The organism is Paenibacillus sp. J31R109, from assembly GCF_059692055.1.
The window spans coordinates 311633-328064 of record NZ_JCAUAR010000005.1 but is presented as its reverse complement, the minus strand read 5'-3'; the positions used below and the strand labels follow the sequence as shown (position 1 = coordinate 328064).

General features: G+C 45.0%; 12 protein-coding genes. 7 read left to right on the top strand and 5 right to left on the bottom strand.

All coding sequences use genetic code 11. From position 1 onward, the window contains the following. Positions 1 to 59: 59 nt before the first annotated feature. A complete protein-coding gene (locus AC58QT_RS16590; protein WP_497409967.1) occupies positions 60 to 821 on the bottom strand; it encodes a LamG domain-containing protein in 762 nt (253 codons plus the stop codon). Between the two features lie 52 nt (positions 822 to 873). After that, a complete protein-coding gene (locus tag AC58QT_RS16585; RefSeq protein ID WP_497409966.1) occupies positions 874 to 2658 on the bottom strand; it encodes a hypothetical protein in 1785 nt (594 codons plus the stop codon). A 261-nt stretch (positions 2659 to 2919) separates the two neighbouring features. Between AC58QT_RS16585 and AC58QT_RS16580 the strand changes: the two genes are divergently transcribed. The 7 genes from AC58QT_RS16580 (at position 2920) to AC58QT_RS16550 (ending at position 13048) form a co-directional block, all read left to right on the top strand. Beyond that, on the top strand, positions 2920 to 4701 hold the full coding sequence (locus AC58QT_RS16580) for a sensor histidine kinase (protein ID WP_497409965.1): 1782 nt from the start codon (positions 2920 to 2922) through the stop codon (positions 4699 to 4701). After that, a complete protein-coding gene (locus AC58QT_RS16575; RefSeq protein ID WP_497409964.1) occupies positions 4673 to 6286 on the top strand; it encodes a response regulator in 1614 nt (537 codons plus the stop codon). The genes AC58QT_RS16580 and AC58QT_RS16575 overlap by 29 nt, the downstream gene beginning before the upstream one ends. A gap of 160 nt (positions 6287 to 6446) precedes the next feature. Next, complete coding sequence (locus tag AC58QT_RS16570; protein WP_497409963.1) at positions 6447 to 7847, top strand: extracellular solute-binding protein; 1401 nt, start codon at positions 6447 to 6449, stop codon at positions 7845 to 7847. A gap of 230 nt (positions 7848 to 8077) precedes the next feature. Further along, complete coding sequence (locus tag AC58QT_RS16565; RefSeq protein WP_497409962.1) at positions 8078 to 8959, top strand: carbohydrate ABC transporter permease; 882 nt, start codon at positions 8078 to 8080, stop codon at positions 8957 to 8959. Positions 8960 to 8977: 18 nt separating this feature from the next. Beyond that, the gene (locus AC58QT_RS16560; protein WP_497409961.1) at positions 8978 to 9856 is read left to right on the top strand and encodes a carbohydrate ABC transporter permease; all 879 of its coding nucleotides are present in this window, start codon (positions 8978 to 8980) and stop codon (positions 9854 to 9856) included. 60 nt (positions 9857 to 9916) lie between these two features. Next, the gene (locus tag AC58QT_RS16555; protein ID WP_497409960.1) at positions 9917 to 10837 is read left to right on the top strand and encodes a dihydrodipicolinate synthase family protein; all 921 of its coding nucleotides are present in this window, start codon (positions 9917 to 9919) and stop codon (positions 10835 to 10837) included. Positions 10838 to 11047: 210 nt separating this feature from the next. After that, entirely contained in the window at positions 11048 to 13048 is a 2001-nt protein-coding gene (locus AC58QT_RS16550) for an exo-alpha-sialidase (protein WP_497409959.1), read from the top strand. 171 nt (positions 13049 to 13219) lie between these two features. Here AC58QT_RS16550 and AC58QT_RS16545 read toward each other — a convergent pair whose 3' ends face one another. From AC58QT_RS16545 to AC58QT_RS16535, 3 genes are read right to left on the bottom strand one after another with little or no spacing between them, the layout of a single operon-like run. Further along, a complete protein-coding gene (locus AC58QT_RS16545) occupies positions 13220 to 14884 on the bottom strand; it encodes an MGH1-like glycoside hydrolase domain-containing protein (RefSeq protein WP_497409958.1) in 1665 nt (554 codons plus the stop codon). Positions 14885 to 14896: 12 nt separating this feature from the next. Then, complete coding sequence (locus AC58QT_RS16540; protein WP_497409957.1) at positions 14897 to 15592, bottom strand: SGNH/GDSL hydrolase family protein; 696 nt, start codon at positions 15590 to 15592, stop codon at positions 14897 to 14899. Between the two features lie 15 nt (positions 15593 to 15607). Then, the gene (locus tag AC58QT_RS16535) at positions 15608 to 16426 is read right to left on the bottom strand and encodes a carbohydrate ABC transporter permease (protein WP_497284025.1); all 819 of its coding nucleotides are present in this window, start codon (positions 16424 to 16426) and stop codon (positions 15608 to 15610) included. Between the last annotated feature and the right edge of the window lie 6 nt (positions 16427 to 16432).

Below are 16432 nucleotides of genomic sequence, written 5' to 3'. Positions count from 1 at the left end.
AAAAAACCAGCCCCCTGCTCCAAGCAGCTGTCTGGTTTTTCTATCATTCCATGTCATGCTTACTTCGATAACAATAATATTTCCTCGTCAGTTAATGCTTTCTTATACACAGCCAAGCCACCTAACAAGCCAGCAAAGAAATTCCCCATCTCCCCCGACCGATGTACAGCACCAACCGTAAAGTCAGCGCCTGTGGCTCCACCATCAAACAAGCCTTTGTCGTACAAGTAAGGGTTGTAGGCTTCTCGTCTGTCAAGAACCCCGTCTATATACACTTTGGCATATGTGCCATCATAGGTGAAAGCAAGTGCGTACCACTTTTCATTCCCAAGAGGCGTTTCCCCAATTGCCGTCGTCATACACCATGGATGACCTGGCGTTGGTCCCCCTTCAGCGGAGACATGTCCACCTACTTGATTAGCACTTTGCCAAATTCGCAAATCAAGAAACATCGCGTATTGGCGCTTCTTCTCGGTTTCATTCCACATACCAGCAATAGCTTGGCACTGTTGATTGACACGATTGTCACGTTTGAGCCAAGCCAAGATCGTTAGCTCTGCTCCTAATCCATGAAAATCAAGCTCAGCACAATCTTTTCTCGCCAAATTAAACCATTGACCAAACGCCAGTTGGGCCGCATACTCCCCAAAGACCCCTTCTTCTACCCGCTCAATTGGGCCTTCCATTTCCTGAAGTGCATAGGCAAATGGCCCTTTAGCTACTCGCGCCTCACCAGCTGCTTCTTGAAAATCCCAAAAACTAACCAAGGATTCCTGTTGCAAAATCATTTTCGCTTTATTCGACATACGCTGCATCTCCATTTTCACGCCACCTTCAATCGCAATCTGAACACGCTTAATTGTGGCCTTGTATTTACGCTTGTTTTGCGAAGTGAATCTTCCATATGATTTCCATATATCTGCCTTGTTCTTTCTTATCCAATTCTTTGACCCATAGGGATTTCGTTTGTAACGGGCCATGCGATGTATGATACAGAGGATCCGCAACCACATTCTCGGTGGAAACAAAAGTCAATCCTGTTACCTCGAATTCAGCAACAGCCCCCGAACCGAAACAAATGCTGTTCGCATGAACCTCGGGTTCACTTGAAAAGGTAGCGAACTCCATGACAATTCGTTTCGGCAACTCTCCGCCTGTGAACGTGAAGGTGTCCTTGCGCGTAATGGATTTCTCTCCAAAGGTGTACGTACTGACAGTGCGTATGCCTGCATCAAGCTGAAGTATCTCCTTCTCCGTTACTTGACCGAGAATATCTTGTTCATAGCGTATCGTATACTTACCCGTGTTTGTATCCTCCTCTGTCTCCACTTTCCTGGCAAAAGCAACAGGTGCAGCAACGCGACCATCCGCCCATTCCAAAGTAGGGATGAGCTGCGCGTGACACGTATTGGGCGGAGCTTCAAGCACACGTGGCTGAAAAGGAATCGGCAAATACGGCGTATACACCCATTTACCCCATACCTCATTCACGATCGGAAGCGAGTAGACGTTGCCATGCTTACGGATTATAGCCATCGCTCGCGTAAATTCACCCTCCGCGAAGGTAACAAAAGTATGTTGTGGTTGACAGTTTAACAGCTCTTGGTACCTCTCCTCGGACACTTGCTTATTCTGGTAGCCAAGCTCATTCCATTGCTCAGAGAGCCGAATGATGCCAATGTATCCTTCTAAATTCGCCATCAGAATCCGATGCTTATGCCGATAACTATCCGTTCGTCGACCTTTCTCCCATAGATTAACCGAATTCATCTCAGGATCATGCCAAAAATGAATGAGTTTCTCAGCGCATTTAATATGATACGCATAGGCAAGTTCTGTTTCTTCTTCCGATAGCCATCCCAGCTTAGCAGCTGTCAACAAGCAGTGAACGCCTGTATCTCCATAGAAACCGATGCTCCTCCCATAGGTGAAGCCATCTCCGTGTTCATTCGCAAGCCTTAGATAAATGGAAGTAACACTTCTCATCATCTGTTGAACTTGTTTGGATACTTCCAACCCCAACTCAATTAGTGTTTCATAGATTTCAAAAGGGATTGCCATTGTATAAATATCGAATCTGCCATGGCCATTCGATTCATCCATATAACTGTGGTCCCCTGAATAGGAGGAAATATGATGCATTAACTTCTTAAGCAGTTCATTTGCAAAAACGGGGGATTCCCAGCCTAGCTTCTCTCGCAATACGGCAATTCGAAAAGCGACGCCATAATAATTCGTAGGATAATTGCTATGTAATTGTAAACCATCCTCGACGACAAAGGTGCGCCAGTCCATCTTTTCTTTTAGATACACCATCATCTCGGGAGGAACGACCGCTTCCAAAAGGCCCTTTTCTTGCAAGGCAAGCAATCCTTGTAGATAGAACAGAATTCCCCATGTCTTGGCAGGCAGCTCTGAACTATACCGGATCAGCCCTGGGATCGCATCCAATAACGCTGCAAATGAGTCATGTTTTTGCTCCAACCGTTCTAACACAAAAGTTGCCGAAAGCACAGCGGAACCGGATACAAAGCCCTCTTTGTCATCAAAAACATCCATACCATCCAACTTCATATCTTGTTGTTCCTTGCACATTTGCTCCACATAAGCCTGTAATCTTGGCAGTGCGTATTGCTTGGCTAGCTGATTAAGAGTCATCCTATTCCGTCTCCTTCTATTCGAAAATTAGAATGTCATGCTCACTTTAACTATCGTAACATTAATAAAGTGTACTGCAACAACGTTTTTCTTTGGTCTTCTCCCTCCGTCCACGTATAATAAATAAGTGAACATTCCTCCAAAAATAGTGAATACAACTTGCAAATGCTCAAAATAATGAACAGTTCCATCTCAAAACAGTATTGAATCCACGCTTTTAATTTAGTTTACTTATAACAGCAACGAATTCGGAGGTCACCCATGAAACTCCAAACTAAAATTATGTTTTCTGTGGTCTTGTTTCTGATCATTCCATTCTGCTTCACTTTTTACTTGATTGATAAACCCATGGAAAAAACGATTGAACAAAAAATTGGCAAATCTAATCAGGAAGCGCTTCACATTACGCAATTAAACCTGCAGGAAGCTGTGGGAGAAATGATGTCTTTGACGACATCCATTTCACTCGACGAGTCATTAATTCGCATATTAAAACAACCTGATCAATTTAGCGTCTATGAAAGACTGCGTGCAGCTGACCAGACGCTTTCCAAAATGTTCAGCATTTATCTGCATCGCTGGGAGTATTCCATATCCATCCTGGATGAACAGGGTCATCTGTATTCCTCGCTGAATAATCAGAAGACTTCGGATGCTTGGCTCTCTTTCTACGACAACTATACACGAACCGAAGGAACGCGAGACCGTTTTCAATGGGTCTACCATGAGAATCCCTGGTTTGCACCATCCAAGGGCCCGTTTATTTCACTCGTCAAATCGATCAATGATTTCGAAACGAACCGACGCGCCGGCGTGGTTGTCATGACTGCTAGCTCCAGTGAATTTCTTCATCTTTTTAGTGAGCTGGAAGGAGAAGTTCTGATTCTTGATGACGGAGGCAAAGTCCTTGTACATCCAGACCGAGCCATGCTTGGCAAAGATTTATCGAGTGAAAGCTACGTTGGGCGGATTCTCAGTGGTACAAGCGGACAGTTGGTAGATGAAACCGCAGAGAATAAGGAGAGAATGATTATCAGTTATGTAACCGTTTCCAAAACGGGTTGGAAGCTCATCCAGCGCATCCCTTATAATTCCGTTTTCAAAGAAATTTTTAAGCTGCGGGAAATCAACATCACCATTGTTGGGGTCATTTTTGTCGTGTTTCTATTGATCACCTATTCGATTGCCTATGGGGTAACGAGGCCGTTGAAACTGCTCCGAAGAAAGATGCTTCACATCGAAAAAGGAAGTCTGAACTCCCCCATTCAAGTACGCGGCTCCGATGAAGTCGCGGCGTTAATGATGTCCTACAATCAGATGATTGTACAGATCAAAGAACTAATCGAGAATGTGAAATACGAACATCAGCAGAAGGAGCATCTCAGGTTCAAAGCGCTGCAAGCGCAGATCAAACCGCATTTTGTCCTGAACACGCTCAACAATATTAAATGGATGGCTTACATGCGACAGGATCATGAAGTTGGTGAAATGATTTCTGATTTAGCGTTGATGATGGAAGCTAGTATCGGCCGAGGTGAAGATCAGATACCGCTAAGTATGGAATTGGGCTATATTCAAAGCTATGTGCACCTGCAGAAAATTAAATATAACGAGAAAGTATCGTTGGTGATCGATGTGCCAGAAAAGCTGCTGAGTGTATCCATCATTAAATTTTCTTTGCAGCCCCTAGTGGAAAATAGTATCTATCATGGCATCGAGCCACTCAATGGTAAAGGGCTTATCGAAGTTAAAGCCTGGGCTGAGCATCAACAGCTGTTCATCCAAGTGGCTGACAATGGAATTGGCATAAAATCTGAGAAAGTTCTAGAGATTCAAGAATCCTTGCAATTGCCCGATCCGCCAGCAGATTCGTTGCATGTGGGCTTGCTCAATGTCCATCACAGAATCAGGCATCAATTCGGCGCTGCATATGGCCTTTCACTGACCAGCTCGGAAAATGAAGGAACAAGAATTCTCATTACGATTCCATACGCCAAAGAGGAGGCAGATCTGGATGCTGAAAGTATTAATCGTCGACGATGAGATGCTCGTACGTGTCGGGATGAAGTCATTGATTTCCTGGGAAAATCATGGCTTTGAAATTATCGGGGATGCTGGCGATGGCGAGAAAGCGCTTGAGATTATGGATAAACAACTGCCCGACATCGTCCTAACGGATATACTTATGCCCAATATGAATGGTCTGGAGCTGATTGGCAGGGTCAAAAAGCGCTCTGAGCATATCCGAGTCGTTGTCCTCAGCAGTCATAGTGACTATGACTATGTCCGTGAAGCGATGAAACTTGGTGCGGATGATTATATTCTCAAAGCATCGGTTAAGCCGACGGAACTGCTCTCTCTGCTCCAAGAACTTGCGGAGTCCATTCATCAGGAGCACAAGCTGATCTTGAATCGATTAGAATCTACGACAGATTCCAAAAGTGGTATATTAGAGGATCGGACCCAATCGTATCTTCGACTCCTTTGTGAGAGTGAGTTGACCGTTGAACAGTTAGCCGATTATCACAATCGATTGCACTGGGAGGAAGCCTCCGGTTCTCAGATGGCGCTATTGCTAAGGAATCATCCCATGGATGCCTTCAACAAAGATCAGGATCAGCTGTTGAAATCGCTGACTTATCTGGCCGAACAACAGCTGTCACCGCTAGGCCGTATCGATTCCGTACGTTATAAGAACAATGAACTAGCTATATTCCTGTTAGATATGGATTTACATCGAGAACCACTGATCGAGGAACATGTGCAGGATTTGATCATTGCCGCCAAACGTTTCCTCAATATCACAATCAGTGCAGGGCGAAGTCGTTTGTTTCAGGGGATAGGCGGCCTATTAACAGCATTCATCGAGGCTAAGGAAGCGTCCAAATATAGTTTTTATCAGGAAACCGGTGGCAATTACGGCTATCAGAGTGATTATTTCAGCCGCCGCTCCACAACGGGGTTCCCCTACGCGATCAAAATCGGTGTTGATTTGGAGCAAACGATACAGAGATGCGATACCGACAAACTTGATCAGTGGTTATCTGGCTTATTCATGGACCTGCAAACGAAGCGCTATGAAATAAGCATCGTCCTCGATATCTACATGGACGTCTATCATCAGTTAAAAACGATCGGCAACGGACTAGAGCTCGATTGGTCCGCAATTGACACGACCCACTCCCCTCTATTTGAGCAAGTTCTTCACCTGGAGACGCTTCAGGATATGGAAATACGCGTCAGGCAGCTAGCTACCTCGCTCATTGAGGCATCCGAACGCAAAAGAAAAGGTACGTACCGCGAAGAAATTCATTACCTTATCGATTATATGCAGCAGCATTACGCTAGCAATATTACACTGAGCAGTGCTGCCAAATTAGTCAACATGAGCGAGAGTTACATCAGTCATTTATTTAAAAAAGAGACGGACATCTCCTTCATCGAATTTTTAACCACCGTACGAATGAATAAAGCAGCTGAATATTTGCAATCTACGCATTTGCCTAGTTATTTGATCGCGGAAAAGGTTGGCTATGACAATATTAACTATTTTGGCCGAGCTTTCAAAAAGGTCATGGGCGTAAGTCCGAGTGAGTATCGGGAGCATGGATCAAAAACCTTCCAATAAAAGTGAATAGGATTACCCGAAAAAATGAATACGAGAAAAAAGACCAAATTTAATGAATCAACACCATAATAATAGTCATTCTGGTACATTTGGCCCCCCTTTATAATGGGAATAGAAAGAAGCAGTGCCAGTTTGCCTATCAACCATGGAGGTGCCATTCATGAAAAAGATTACAAGAGGGTCAAGCATCACTTCGCTCGTACTTGCTACAATGATGATTGCAGGCTGCAGTTCATCTGGAAGCACAGGAACTTCGCAGACTTCCAGCCAACCGGAAGCTACAAAGTCAGCTGCACCAGCTGCAACGACAGCCGCACCAGCTGCGGCCGATAAAGCTGCAAAAATATCGTGGTGGGGCGCTTGGAACGAGGATCAAGGTCCTGGTGATATGATCAAAGAGTTCAACAAAAAGTTTCCCAATATCAAAGTGGAGTACGTCAAATTCGCGAACACCGATGAAGGGAATGTTAAGGTCGATACCTCGCTGATTGCAGGTCAAGAAATGGATGTTTTCTTCAATTATGGTGTGCCACGGGTGGAAGCTCGCGCGAAGAAAAAGCTGCTGCAAGACTTAACGGAATTTATCAGTAAAGATAAATTCGATGTAGAGGCTGAGCTGGGCAAAGAAATTTACAAGCAGGATGGCAAGTATTTCGGGCTGCCTGTCAGTTCGTTAACGGACTCCGTTTTTATTAACAAAAAGTTGCTCGATGAAGCTGGTTTACCCGTACCGAAAAGCTGGTCTTTGGAAGAATACAAAGAGTATGCGAAGAAGCTGACGAAGGGCGATGGTCCTGCGAGAGTTTATGGCACAAGCGATTTCCATTCCTTGTACTACTGGACAATGCCGGTTCGAAGTGTGTTGGGAACAAATGCCTGGTACAACAAGGACGGAGCTTCGAATTTTGACTATCCTGGCTACAAGAAGGCGTTAGAATTTAAATTTGCGATGGAAAATGTGGATAAAATTCAATATCCATACACCGAGATTAAATCAACCAAAGCACAGGTTTTCGATTTATTTATGCAAAAGAAAACCGCCATGGCCGTTGCTTCCAATGCCATTTCTCGCTTTATCGGTGATACGACTCAGTATCCGAGGGACTTTGTCACAACCGTTGCCCCGCTTCCGACTCTGGAGAAGGATCAGAAGCAAAATCTCAATAACGGCCTGCATTATTTTGGCTACTTATCCATGAATCCGAATACGAAAGAGAAAGAAGCTTCCTGGCAGTTTATGAAATGGCTGGCAACCGAAGGTTCCATACATCTAGCCAAAGTTGGACATATCCCAACGTGGAAGAAGACGAATAAGGATGCGCTTGTGAAGGTCATGTTTGGCGAGGATGCCGATAAAAAGATTGATTTGGAAGCATTTAAGCGAGTTGTGCTCGATTATGACTCGGTTTCTTATAACGATACAATCTTTACAGGTTATGCTGAGCTCAATAAACTCCTGCAGGATGAAGCCGAGAAAGCACTCTTTGGTGTACAAAAGATTGATGAAGCCCTTGTCAATATGAAGAAGAAATCAGACGAAGCTATTAAAAATAGCAAGTAAACTCCAATGACCCGCTGACAAAGCGGGTTATTTGTCATTGCTTTTTACGCTGACCTAATTTAGGTTCGTGTGGCTATAAACAAAATAATGAACACCCTTTTAAAAAATGTGAACAGCCCCAAAAGGGCATGGAATAGTGAAGAAAGCCGATAAGATAGTTGATTCTAGCCCAGCCTCGTTTCTTCTACAATAAAGTCATCCTCAACACAACATTAGAGAAGGTGAGAATTTTGAACTCCAAACGAGAGTTAACAACTGGCTATTTATTTTTACTGCCGAGCTTGCTTGGTTATGTGGTATTTCTGTTGTTTCCTATTCTGTTTTCCTTATGGCTAGCCTTCAGTGAATGGGATCTGATTTCGGGCTTAAACCATATTCAGTTTGTCGGACTTCGTAATTTTATCGAGATGTGGCATGATGAGCTATTTCTAAAATCGTTGAAAAACAATGTGATTTATTCCATTGTCGTTGTCCCGGTAACGTTAGCCGTCTCCTTATGTGTCGCGCTGATATTAAACCAAATGGTGTATGCTCGAAATTTTCTTCGGCTGCTGTATTTCCTCCCGTATATTACGACGATTGTCGCAGTTGCCATCGTCTGGATGCAGCTCTATCATCCGACCCAGGGTCCGATCAATCAGCTGCTCATGACGCTTGGCATCGATAACCCGCCCAAATGGCTCGGCAGTACTGAATGGGCGCTTCCTTCCCTCATGATCATGATGGTATGGGTAGGTCTAGGCTATGATTTAATTATTTATATGGCAGGACTACAAGGCGTTCCGAAAGAGCTGTATGAAGCTGCTGAAATGGATGGCGCAGGACGGTTTCGTCAGTTTCTCAACGTCACGATTCCCATGCTGTCACCTACCACCTTCTTCTTGTTCATCACACGGATTATTCACTCCTTTGAAGTGTTTGCCCCGGTCAATATCATGACCAATGGCGGGCCAGGCGATTCGACCTCAGTCCTTGTTTATTACATTTATGAACTCTCTTTTAAATTTTACAAATTTGGCTACGGCTCTGCCGTCGCTTGGGTGCTGTTCGCGATCATCTTCGTCATTACACTCATACAATGGAACCGCCAAAAAAAATGGGTTACCTACTAGAAACGGAGGTCTTGCACGATGGAGCAAGCAGCAGTAATTACTAAGCCTTCCCGTCCAACCAAAATGTCGTTCCGCTTGGATGTTTCTAAGCTCATCATCACACTCCTAATGCTGCTGTTCGGGTTATTGATGATGATGCCTTTTGCCTGGATGATATCAGCCTCACTCAAGAAACCAATCGAAGTCTTTCAATATCCGATTCAGTGGATACCTCATGAGCTGCAATTCAGCAACTATAGCAAAGTCTGGTTTAACAAAACGTATCCCTTCTATTTGTTCTACTGGAACTCCATTAAAGTCGCCATCCTGACAATTAGCGGTACCGTATTGATTAGCGCTACGGCCGCGTATGCGTTTGCCCGCATGGATTTTAGAGGGAAGAATATCGTATTCATGTTGTATCTGTCTACGCTGATGATTCCTCCTCACGTTACGCTTGTGCCGCGATTTATTTTGTTCCACTGGATAGGTGTTTACAATACGCACTGGGCACTGATCCTACCGGGAATGTTTAATGTCATCGGCATCTTCATGCTACGGCAGTTCTTCATCAGTATTCCAAAGGAAATATCGGAAGCTGCACATATCGATGGGGCCCATCATTTCAAAATATTTTACAAAATCATCATGCCTCTCTCCATTCCCGGCGTCATTTCGCTGGTCATCTTGTCCTTTGTTTGGAACTGGAACAGCTACATGGATCCGTTGATATTTATTACAAGTAAGTCTCTCTATACGATTCCACTTGGACTTCAGACCTTGAATGATGCCGAAGGCGCTCAATACAACTTGGTTATGGCCGGGGCTACTTGTGCGATCATCCCTATTATTGCGGTGTTTCTTGCTGGTCAGAAGTATTTTATACAAGGCATTGCTTCAAGCGGGGTTAAGGGTTAAGGCTTCAGCGAAATCGGTTAATTTACAAACTATACCATATACAGAAACGAGGTCATTTTCATGTTACAAAATAAAAAACTAGCCGGTGTCATTCCTCCTATCATCACACCATTAAACACAGATCGAACCGTGGATACGGAGGCGCTTCAAGGATTGGCCCGCTATATGATGGATTGCGGTGTTGATGGCATTTTCGCTATGGGAACTGCTGCAGAATCTCCCATGTTGACAAGAACACAACGTGAACAAGCGCTCATTGCTTTATCGGAAACGTGTAAAGGTAAAATCCCCCTACTATTTGGTGTGATGGAGACCAGTACCGACCGTGTGCTTGAGCTTGTTAGAGAAGCTGAGGAGCTTGGCGCTGATGCCATCGTAGCTGTAACTCCCTACTATTTCCGCGTGAAGCAGCAAGAAATTGTTAAGCACTTTGCGGCAATACGCGAAGCTACCGATTTGCCTCTCATTATTTATAACGTTCCGGTTTATACGGGCAATCCAATCGAAGCGGAGACCGTTAAACAGATTGCGCAATTCCCCAATGTCATCGCCTTCAAAGATAGTTCAGGGAACATGCAACAGTTTCAGAAAACAATCCGCTTGATGGAATCGGACCCTACCTTCTCTGTTCTGCAAGGGGTTCAAGTATTAAGCATCATCAGCTTGCAGATGGGAGCTAGCGGCCTGATCCCGGGTGTCGGGAATCTCATCCCCGACCAGCTCGTTTCCCTCTACAAAGCTGTACATAGCTATAACCTTGCGGAAGCATACCGCATTCAGGATTTTATTGAACAATTGGAGGCCTCCTTCTCCATTGAGGGCTATTCCCTTCCTGTGCTCAAAGCAATGCCGCAGCTGCTCGGTTTCGGCCAAGGCATTCCGCATTACCCGCTCTCTCCTTTATCCTCGGATGGACTGGATCGCCTTAGAGCCGTGCTCCGGCGTGGCGGTGTATCGATGAAAGAGCTTCACTCGATTTAGACTTAAGCAATGCTGCCGATATGAGCAGCATTGCTTTTTGGCTTTTGCAGGCGTAGTGTGGCTCACTTCGTACTGCGTAAATATTTGAACACGCCAAACATGTCATTAAAAAAATGAACATTTTAAACAAAATCGTTGCTTCTTGCCTGCAATTAAAACGCTTACAATTAATATGAATTTACTACTTTATCTGCGAAAGGAGCTATGATTATGGTTGTGAAACGTATTCGAAAAGTAAGCTATCATTTGTTGTTGAGTCTATTTGCATGTTGCCTGACACTCCATTTATTTCCCGGGAAAAGTGAAGCAGCCGCACCCATCTTTACTACATCGACGATTTGGAGCAGCGGGGAAGACAGTATTGCGGAGCATTTTGTTTACGGATTGACAGTTGTGGGGAATGGCGATGTACTAGCTTTTGCAGAAGGACGCATTACGACAGGTGATACCTCACCGCATCATATTATGATGAAACGCAGCACAGACAATGGTGCTACTTGGGGTTCAACAAGTACGATCGTTACCAGTTCAAGTGGGGAATGCTATGCAAATCCCACGCCTGTCATTGATCGAACCAACGGCAAGATCTTCTTATTTTATGCGCAAAATTACAGTAATAACTCCTCCGACGTTTATTATATTTCCAGCACGGACAATGGCACGAGTTGGTCCTCTCCTGTCAGTGTAACTTCTAAGTTCAGCGGTGATCCAGAAGCGAGAGAGTTTCACCTCCCAGGTCCTGGTCACGGCATACAACTTAGTGGAGGACGGTTGCTGATGCAGGTCTGGCATCGCCACCCTGTCAACCTGTCGGTCAATTTACGTGAATATGGGGTGTCTGTTCTCTATAGTGACGACGGAGGCACAACTTGGAATGCCGGAGGCTATACGCCAGTTAGCAGTGCTTACCCCGCTAACGAATCACGACTTGTTGAGCTCGATAACGGCAAAATCATGATTAACGCGCGATACGCTGCAGGCGGTACACAGCTGCGGATTATCTCCACCAGCAGCGACAACGGGTTAACATGGTCAAGTCCTACCTACGATATGGCCATGATTCCCTTTAGTGCCGTTGACGCCGGCATGGTGAAATTATCCACAGCCTCAGGTGGAAATCCCGGTCGTATTCTGTTCAGCCGACCAGCTCATCCAACCTCGCGCGAGAACATGGTCGTCAGCCTCAGCTATGATGATACGAATTCTTGGGCAACCAGCAAAACGATAACAACGGGCAGCGCCTCGTATTCTGACTTAACGGTGCTGCAGGACAATTCCGTCTTACTGCTGTATGGGGTAGGCACTACCGTTGTGAAAGCTGCCCGTTTTAATCTCGAATGGCTGACGGACAGCAAAGATACTTTTGCTGCCGGTCCTTCAACGCTTCAACGCAAGTATGAAGCTGAAACGATGAGCGTAGCCGCCACGTCAGGCGATGTCATTGGCACCTATGCGGATACCGCTGCAAGCGGTGGCGCAGTATTAAAGTACTTAGGCACAGCCGTAGGTGATTATGTCTCCCTGAATGCCGCCGTACCATACGCGGTTAACGGCAACATCACCGTCCGTTCTCGTACAGCGGATAACCGTGCCACCGTTCAGCTTTCCATTGACGGCGCAGCACAAGGCGGCGTATTTGATCCTTACAGCTCTGTCATCGGTTACCGAATGGATAACTTAGGGATCAAATCATTCACCACCGCGGGGACCAAAGTATTCAAATTTGCGGCAACTGGCAAAAATGCGAGCAGCACCGGGTACGGAATGTTCCCGGATGCCATTACGCTAACACCTGAGCAAATCTACGAAGTTGAAGGACTACCGATCACTGCTTCCTCCGGAGATACTCGGAGCTTAACGAGTAACGAGCCAAGCGCCAGCAGCACAGCGCTTAGTCAGTATGCCTCGAATGCCGTAAATGACTACCTAACTTTCAACGTGAATGTCAAATATCCGGGCACCTATCAGGTTAAAGTTCGTACGAAGAATTCAAGTACAACGGGTACCGTGCAGTTGAACATCGACGGCACCAATCTTGGTTCAGCATTTGATACGTACGCCGCTGCAGCTACCTATCAGGAACATACCCTTGGTACGCTAAACTTTAGTACTACTGGCAACAAGGCCTTCAAACTAACCGTAAGTGGAAAGAATGCCTCAAGCACCGGATATGCTATGATGCTAGATTCGATCATTTTGATCCCGCAATGAGAAATAAGGAATGGATGCTGTAACTCGATTATTTCGACTTACAGCATTCAGAAGACCGCGATTGCCTGCTGTAAGCACCCTCCTGCGTAACGAAAAGAAACCGTTCCTTCGTATAGTGGAAAAGTTACTCACCACATAAAAAGGAGACGGTTTCTTTCTTAACGTGTATGCCTAAGGCTGAATCTTAATTTCAGATGTGCCGTTAATCTCTAGCTTGCTTTCAATAGCCCCGCAGATAATCTTAAGCTGCACGGGTTTATCACTCGATACCGTGATGAGATATGATCCATCCTCCTGCTCGGTTGCGATCAGATCCATCGTCTTGCCTGCAAACCAATATTGCTTACAACCGATTGTCCCCATACCTGCTTGAAGTCGCCATGTTAATTCGTTCTTCGCAGCATCCCCTTTGAGACCAATGGCATGCTCCAGCAGATAAAGTGTCGATGCAATACCAGACCAGCCTACGAAATCTTTCTTGTCGGCATTCCCCGAGTCAACGGAATCTGGTGGATAATTCTCCCAGATTGAACCCGTATCCTTAAAGACTTGCACAACATTATCCAGGTGGTTGATTGCAATTTCTCTGGCTAAATCCACATATCCGTATTTCTCCAAGCCGCGAATAACCATCGTATTCGTCGGAGCCCAGACGGAACCTCTCCAATATCCGCCTTGTGGATCATAACCTGGCTCATCCGCAGCACACACCGGAACACGGTGTACACGGTTGAAGGTGTTCGGATCATTCAGCCACTCGGCTAGCTTTGCAGCCTGAGACTCATTCGCAACTTCAGCGAGCAGCGCCCAATAGGCCGCAATTGTTTTGACAGGAGCGCGTTGTCCGTCATTCTTAACATCATAATAGAAGCCCGTTTCGGCATCCCACATGTAAGTGTTAATCGCTGTTGAAAACGTCCTAGCATCTTTTTCAAATTGTGCGATTCGACTGGCCAGATCTTTGGCAGCTTCTTTGGAGCCTTCTTCTAATTTTTTATCAATCAGGATGCCCCCGATCTCAATCAAACTTCGAGCCACAAGCACCATTTCACAGCTAATATCAACCCCGCTGCCCAAATATTTGTTGCGCGGAGAATTATCCATACTCGCCCAATCAGTCACAAATAACCCATACTGATTATACAGGTGGTAATAAAGCGCATCGTAGTATCGCACAAGTGGTTCCCAAACCAGCTCGAGTCGCTCCCGATCTCCCGTATGCTTAAAGCTTTCCAACTCCGCCCAAGCAACGATCGGGTGATTCAAGTTGTCAAGTCTAAAGTACGGTGGGTTTTCAACAGTGCGTCCTAAATCTGGCTTGTACATCACATCAAAGTCAAGATCATTAATTTGCGCGAGTCCCCGGTGCTTATAATGATTATGGAAGAAAGAGTGCAATGGTTTACGCTCGGCATTGACCCATTTATAGAACTCGATACCTGAATTCGTCACATATTCACGAGCGATTTCCCCGTCGTCCAACTGTTTGCAATAAAAGTTATCTAGGGAGCGGATCCCTGGAATGTATGGATGAGCGAGATTACAAAACATCGTGATAAAAGCGGTATCCCATAAGAAAATTTTATCATTAAATGCAGCGTCAATGAAATTACTTACAAATCCACTTTCCTTGGTTGGCACGAACGTATTTCGATAAGCAATTTCCCATGTGCGCCAGTAACATTCGATATAATCAGGGCGGCTTTCGAATATAGGTACTGGAAGAGAAGCGCGCGCCTCCTCGAACGTCAGAAGCGGCGTATCCGCATACGTCTTTTTATTAAAATATAACCCTCTTGTCCATTGTTCTGGCTGCGTATGATTAGTCGTTGGCATTATGAATTCCTCCTACTCCAATGAACCTGATGATTGAATAATATCGTAACGAATGATTGCTTCTGTAATTTCTTCGGCAATGAGCTCATAAGCGTATCGACTAGGATGAATATGATCATTTTGATCGATGAACCACCGAATCGGTACACCTGCATTCACCTTTTCATTCACACGCTCAAACACATTGATATACGGTATATTTTCATTTTGCGCAAATTGGACGGCAGCTTGCAGGTACATCTCGCTGTATCCCGCCCATTCCTGCCTTAAATCTTTGGCAACGTTCCGATACGTCGGAATATGATCCAAGAAATTTTCTTTATCAGGCGGTATCGTAATGAGAAACACCACTTGAGCTGGTGTTGTTGCTTTGATTTCCTCTAACAATTGACGCAATACGGAATGATAGTTTTCAATGCGATGCTTTCCATCCAGCCGATGATTGTAGGCGAATGATTCCACGACAACGAGATCGGGACTAACCGAAGACAGACACTTCTGTATGCCGGTGCCAGACGGACTGGGGAAGTCATGGGAGACACGATAAATCCCATATTCCGCCCGAGTTCCGCTTACACCGTAATTAAAGAGTTCAAAGGGCTGATCCGGAAATTTTCGTTCTAAGGAGGCCTTAAGCTCGGGCATTTCCGTCCCCCAAAATGCCGTCATGGAATCGCCTAGACAAGCGATTTTGTAATTGCGTTTCATATCGGTATCTCCTTCTTACCCTTTTACAGCCCCTGCCATCAAGCCATTCACAAATTGCTTTTGAAGTACGAGGAACACGGCAAGCGCTGGGATTAATGACAGAACATTGGCCGCTAATATTTTGGACCAAGGAACGTTGTCAGAATTGCTTAGCATCATCGCCAGCTTTAACGGTAAAGTGAAATGAGACTCGCTTTGCAGAATGACAAGCGGCATTGTAAATGAGTTCCAATTTTGCACAAAATCAATAATAACTAGTGCCGTAATTGCAGGTCGAATCAATGGAATAATGATCTGGATGAATGTGCGGAAATCTCCTGCACCGTCCATTTTCGCTGCTTCCAGCATTTCATCTGGAATGTCATCGATATATTGCTTAGTGAAAAATATAGCAAAAACCGTGACGGAGAATGGCAAAATTAAACCTAGTAAGGAGTCAAACATGCCTAGTTTCGTAATAATGAAGTAAATAGGCAGCATCAAGACGGTTGGCGGAATGATCATGGTCGCGATCAAACTAGAGAATAGGACATTCCTGCCCATAAAGCGTTTCTTCGAAAACGCGTATCCAGCCATACTCGAGAACAACACCGTAAGTAGTACAGTAGGAACGGCTACGATGAGTGAGTTCGAAAAGGTCACGCCGAAATTGAGTTTACTCCAAATATCGGGATAATTACTCCATACTAATGTATCTGGGAAAAACGTTGGCGGAAATTTTACAATGTCCTCATCGCTTTTCAAGCTGGAAACCAATACCCAGTAAATAGGTATCAGAAATACGATCCCAATTGCCCAAAGAGTGACTGTGGGCAGTACGTTTTTATTTTTCATTTTACG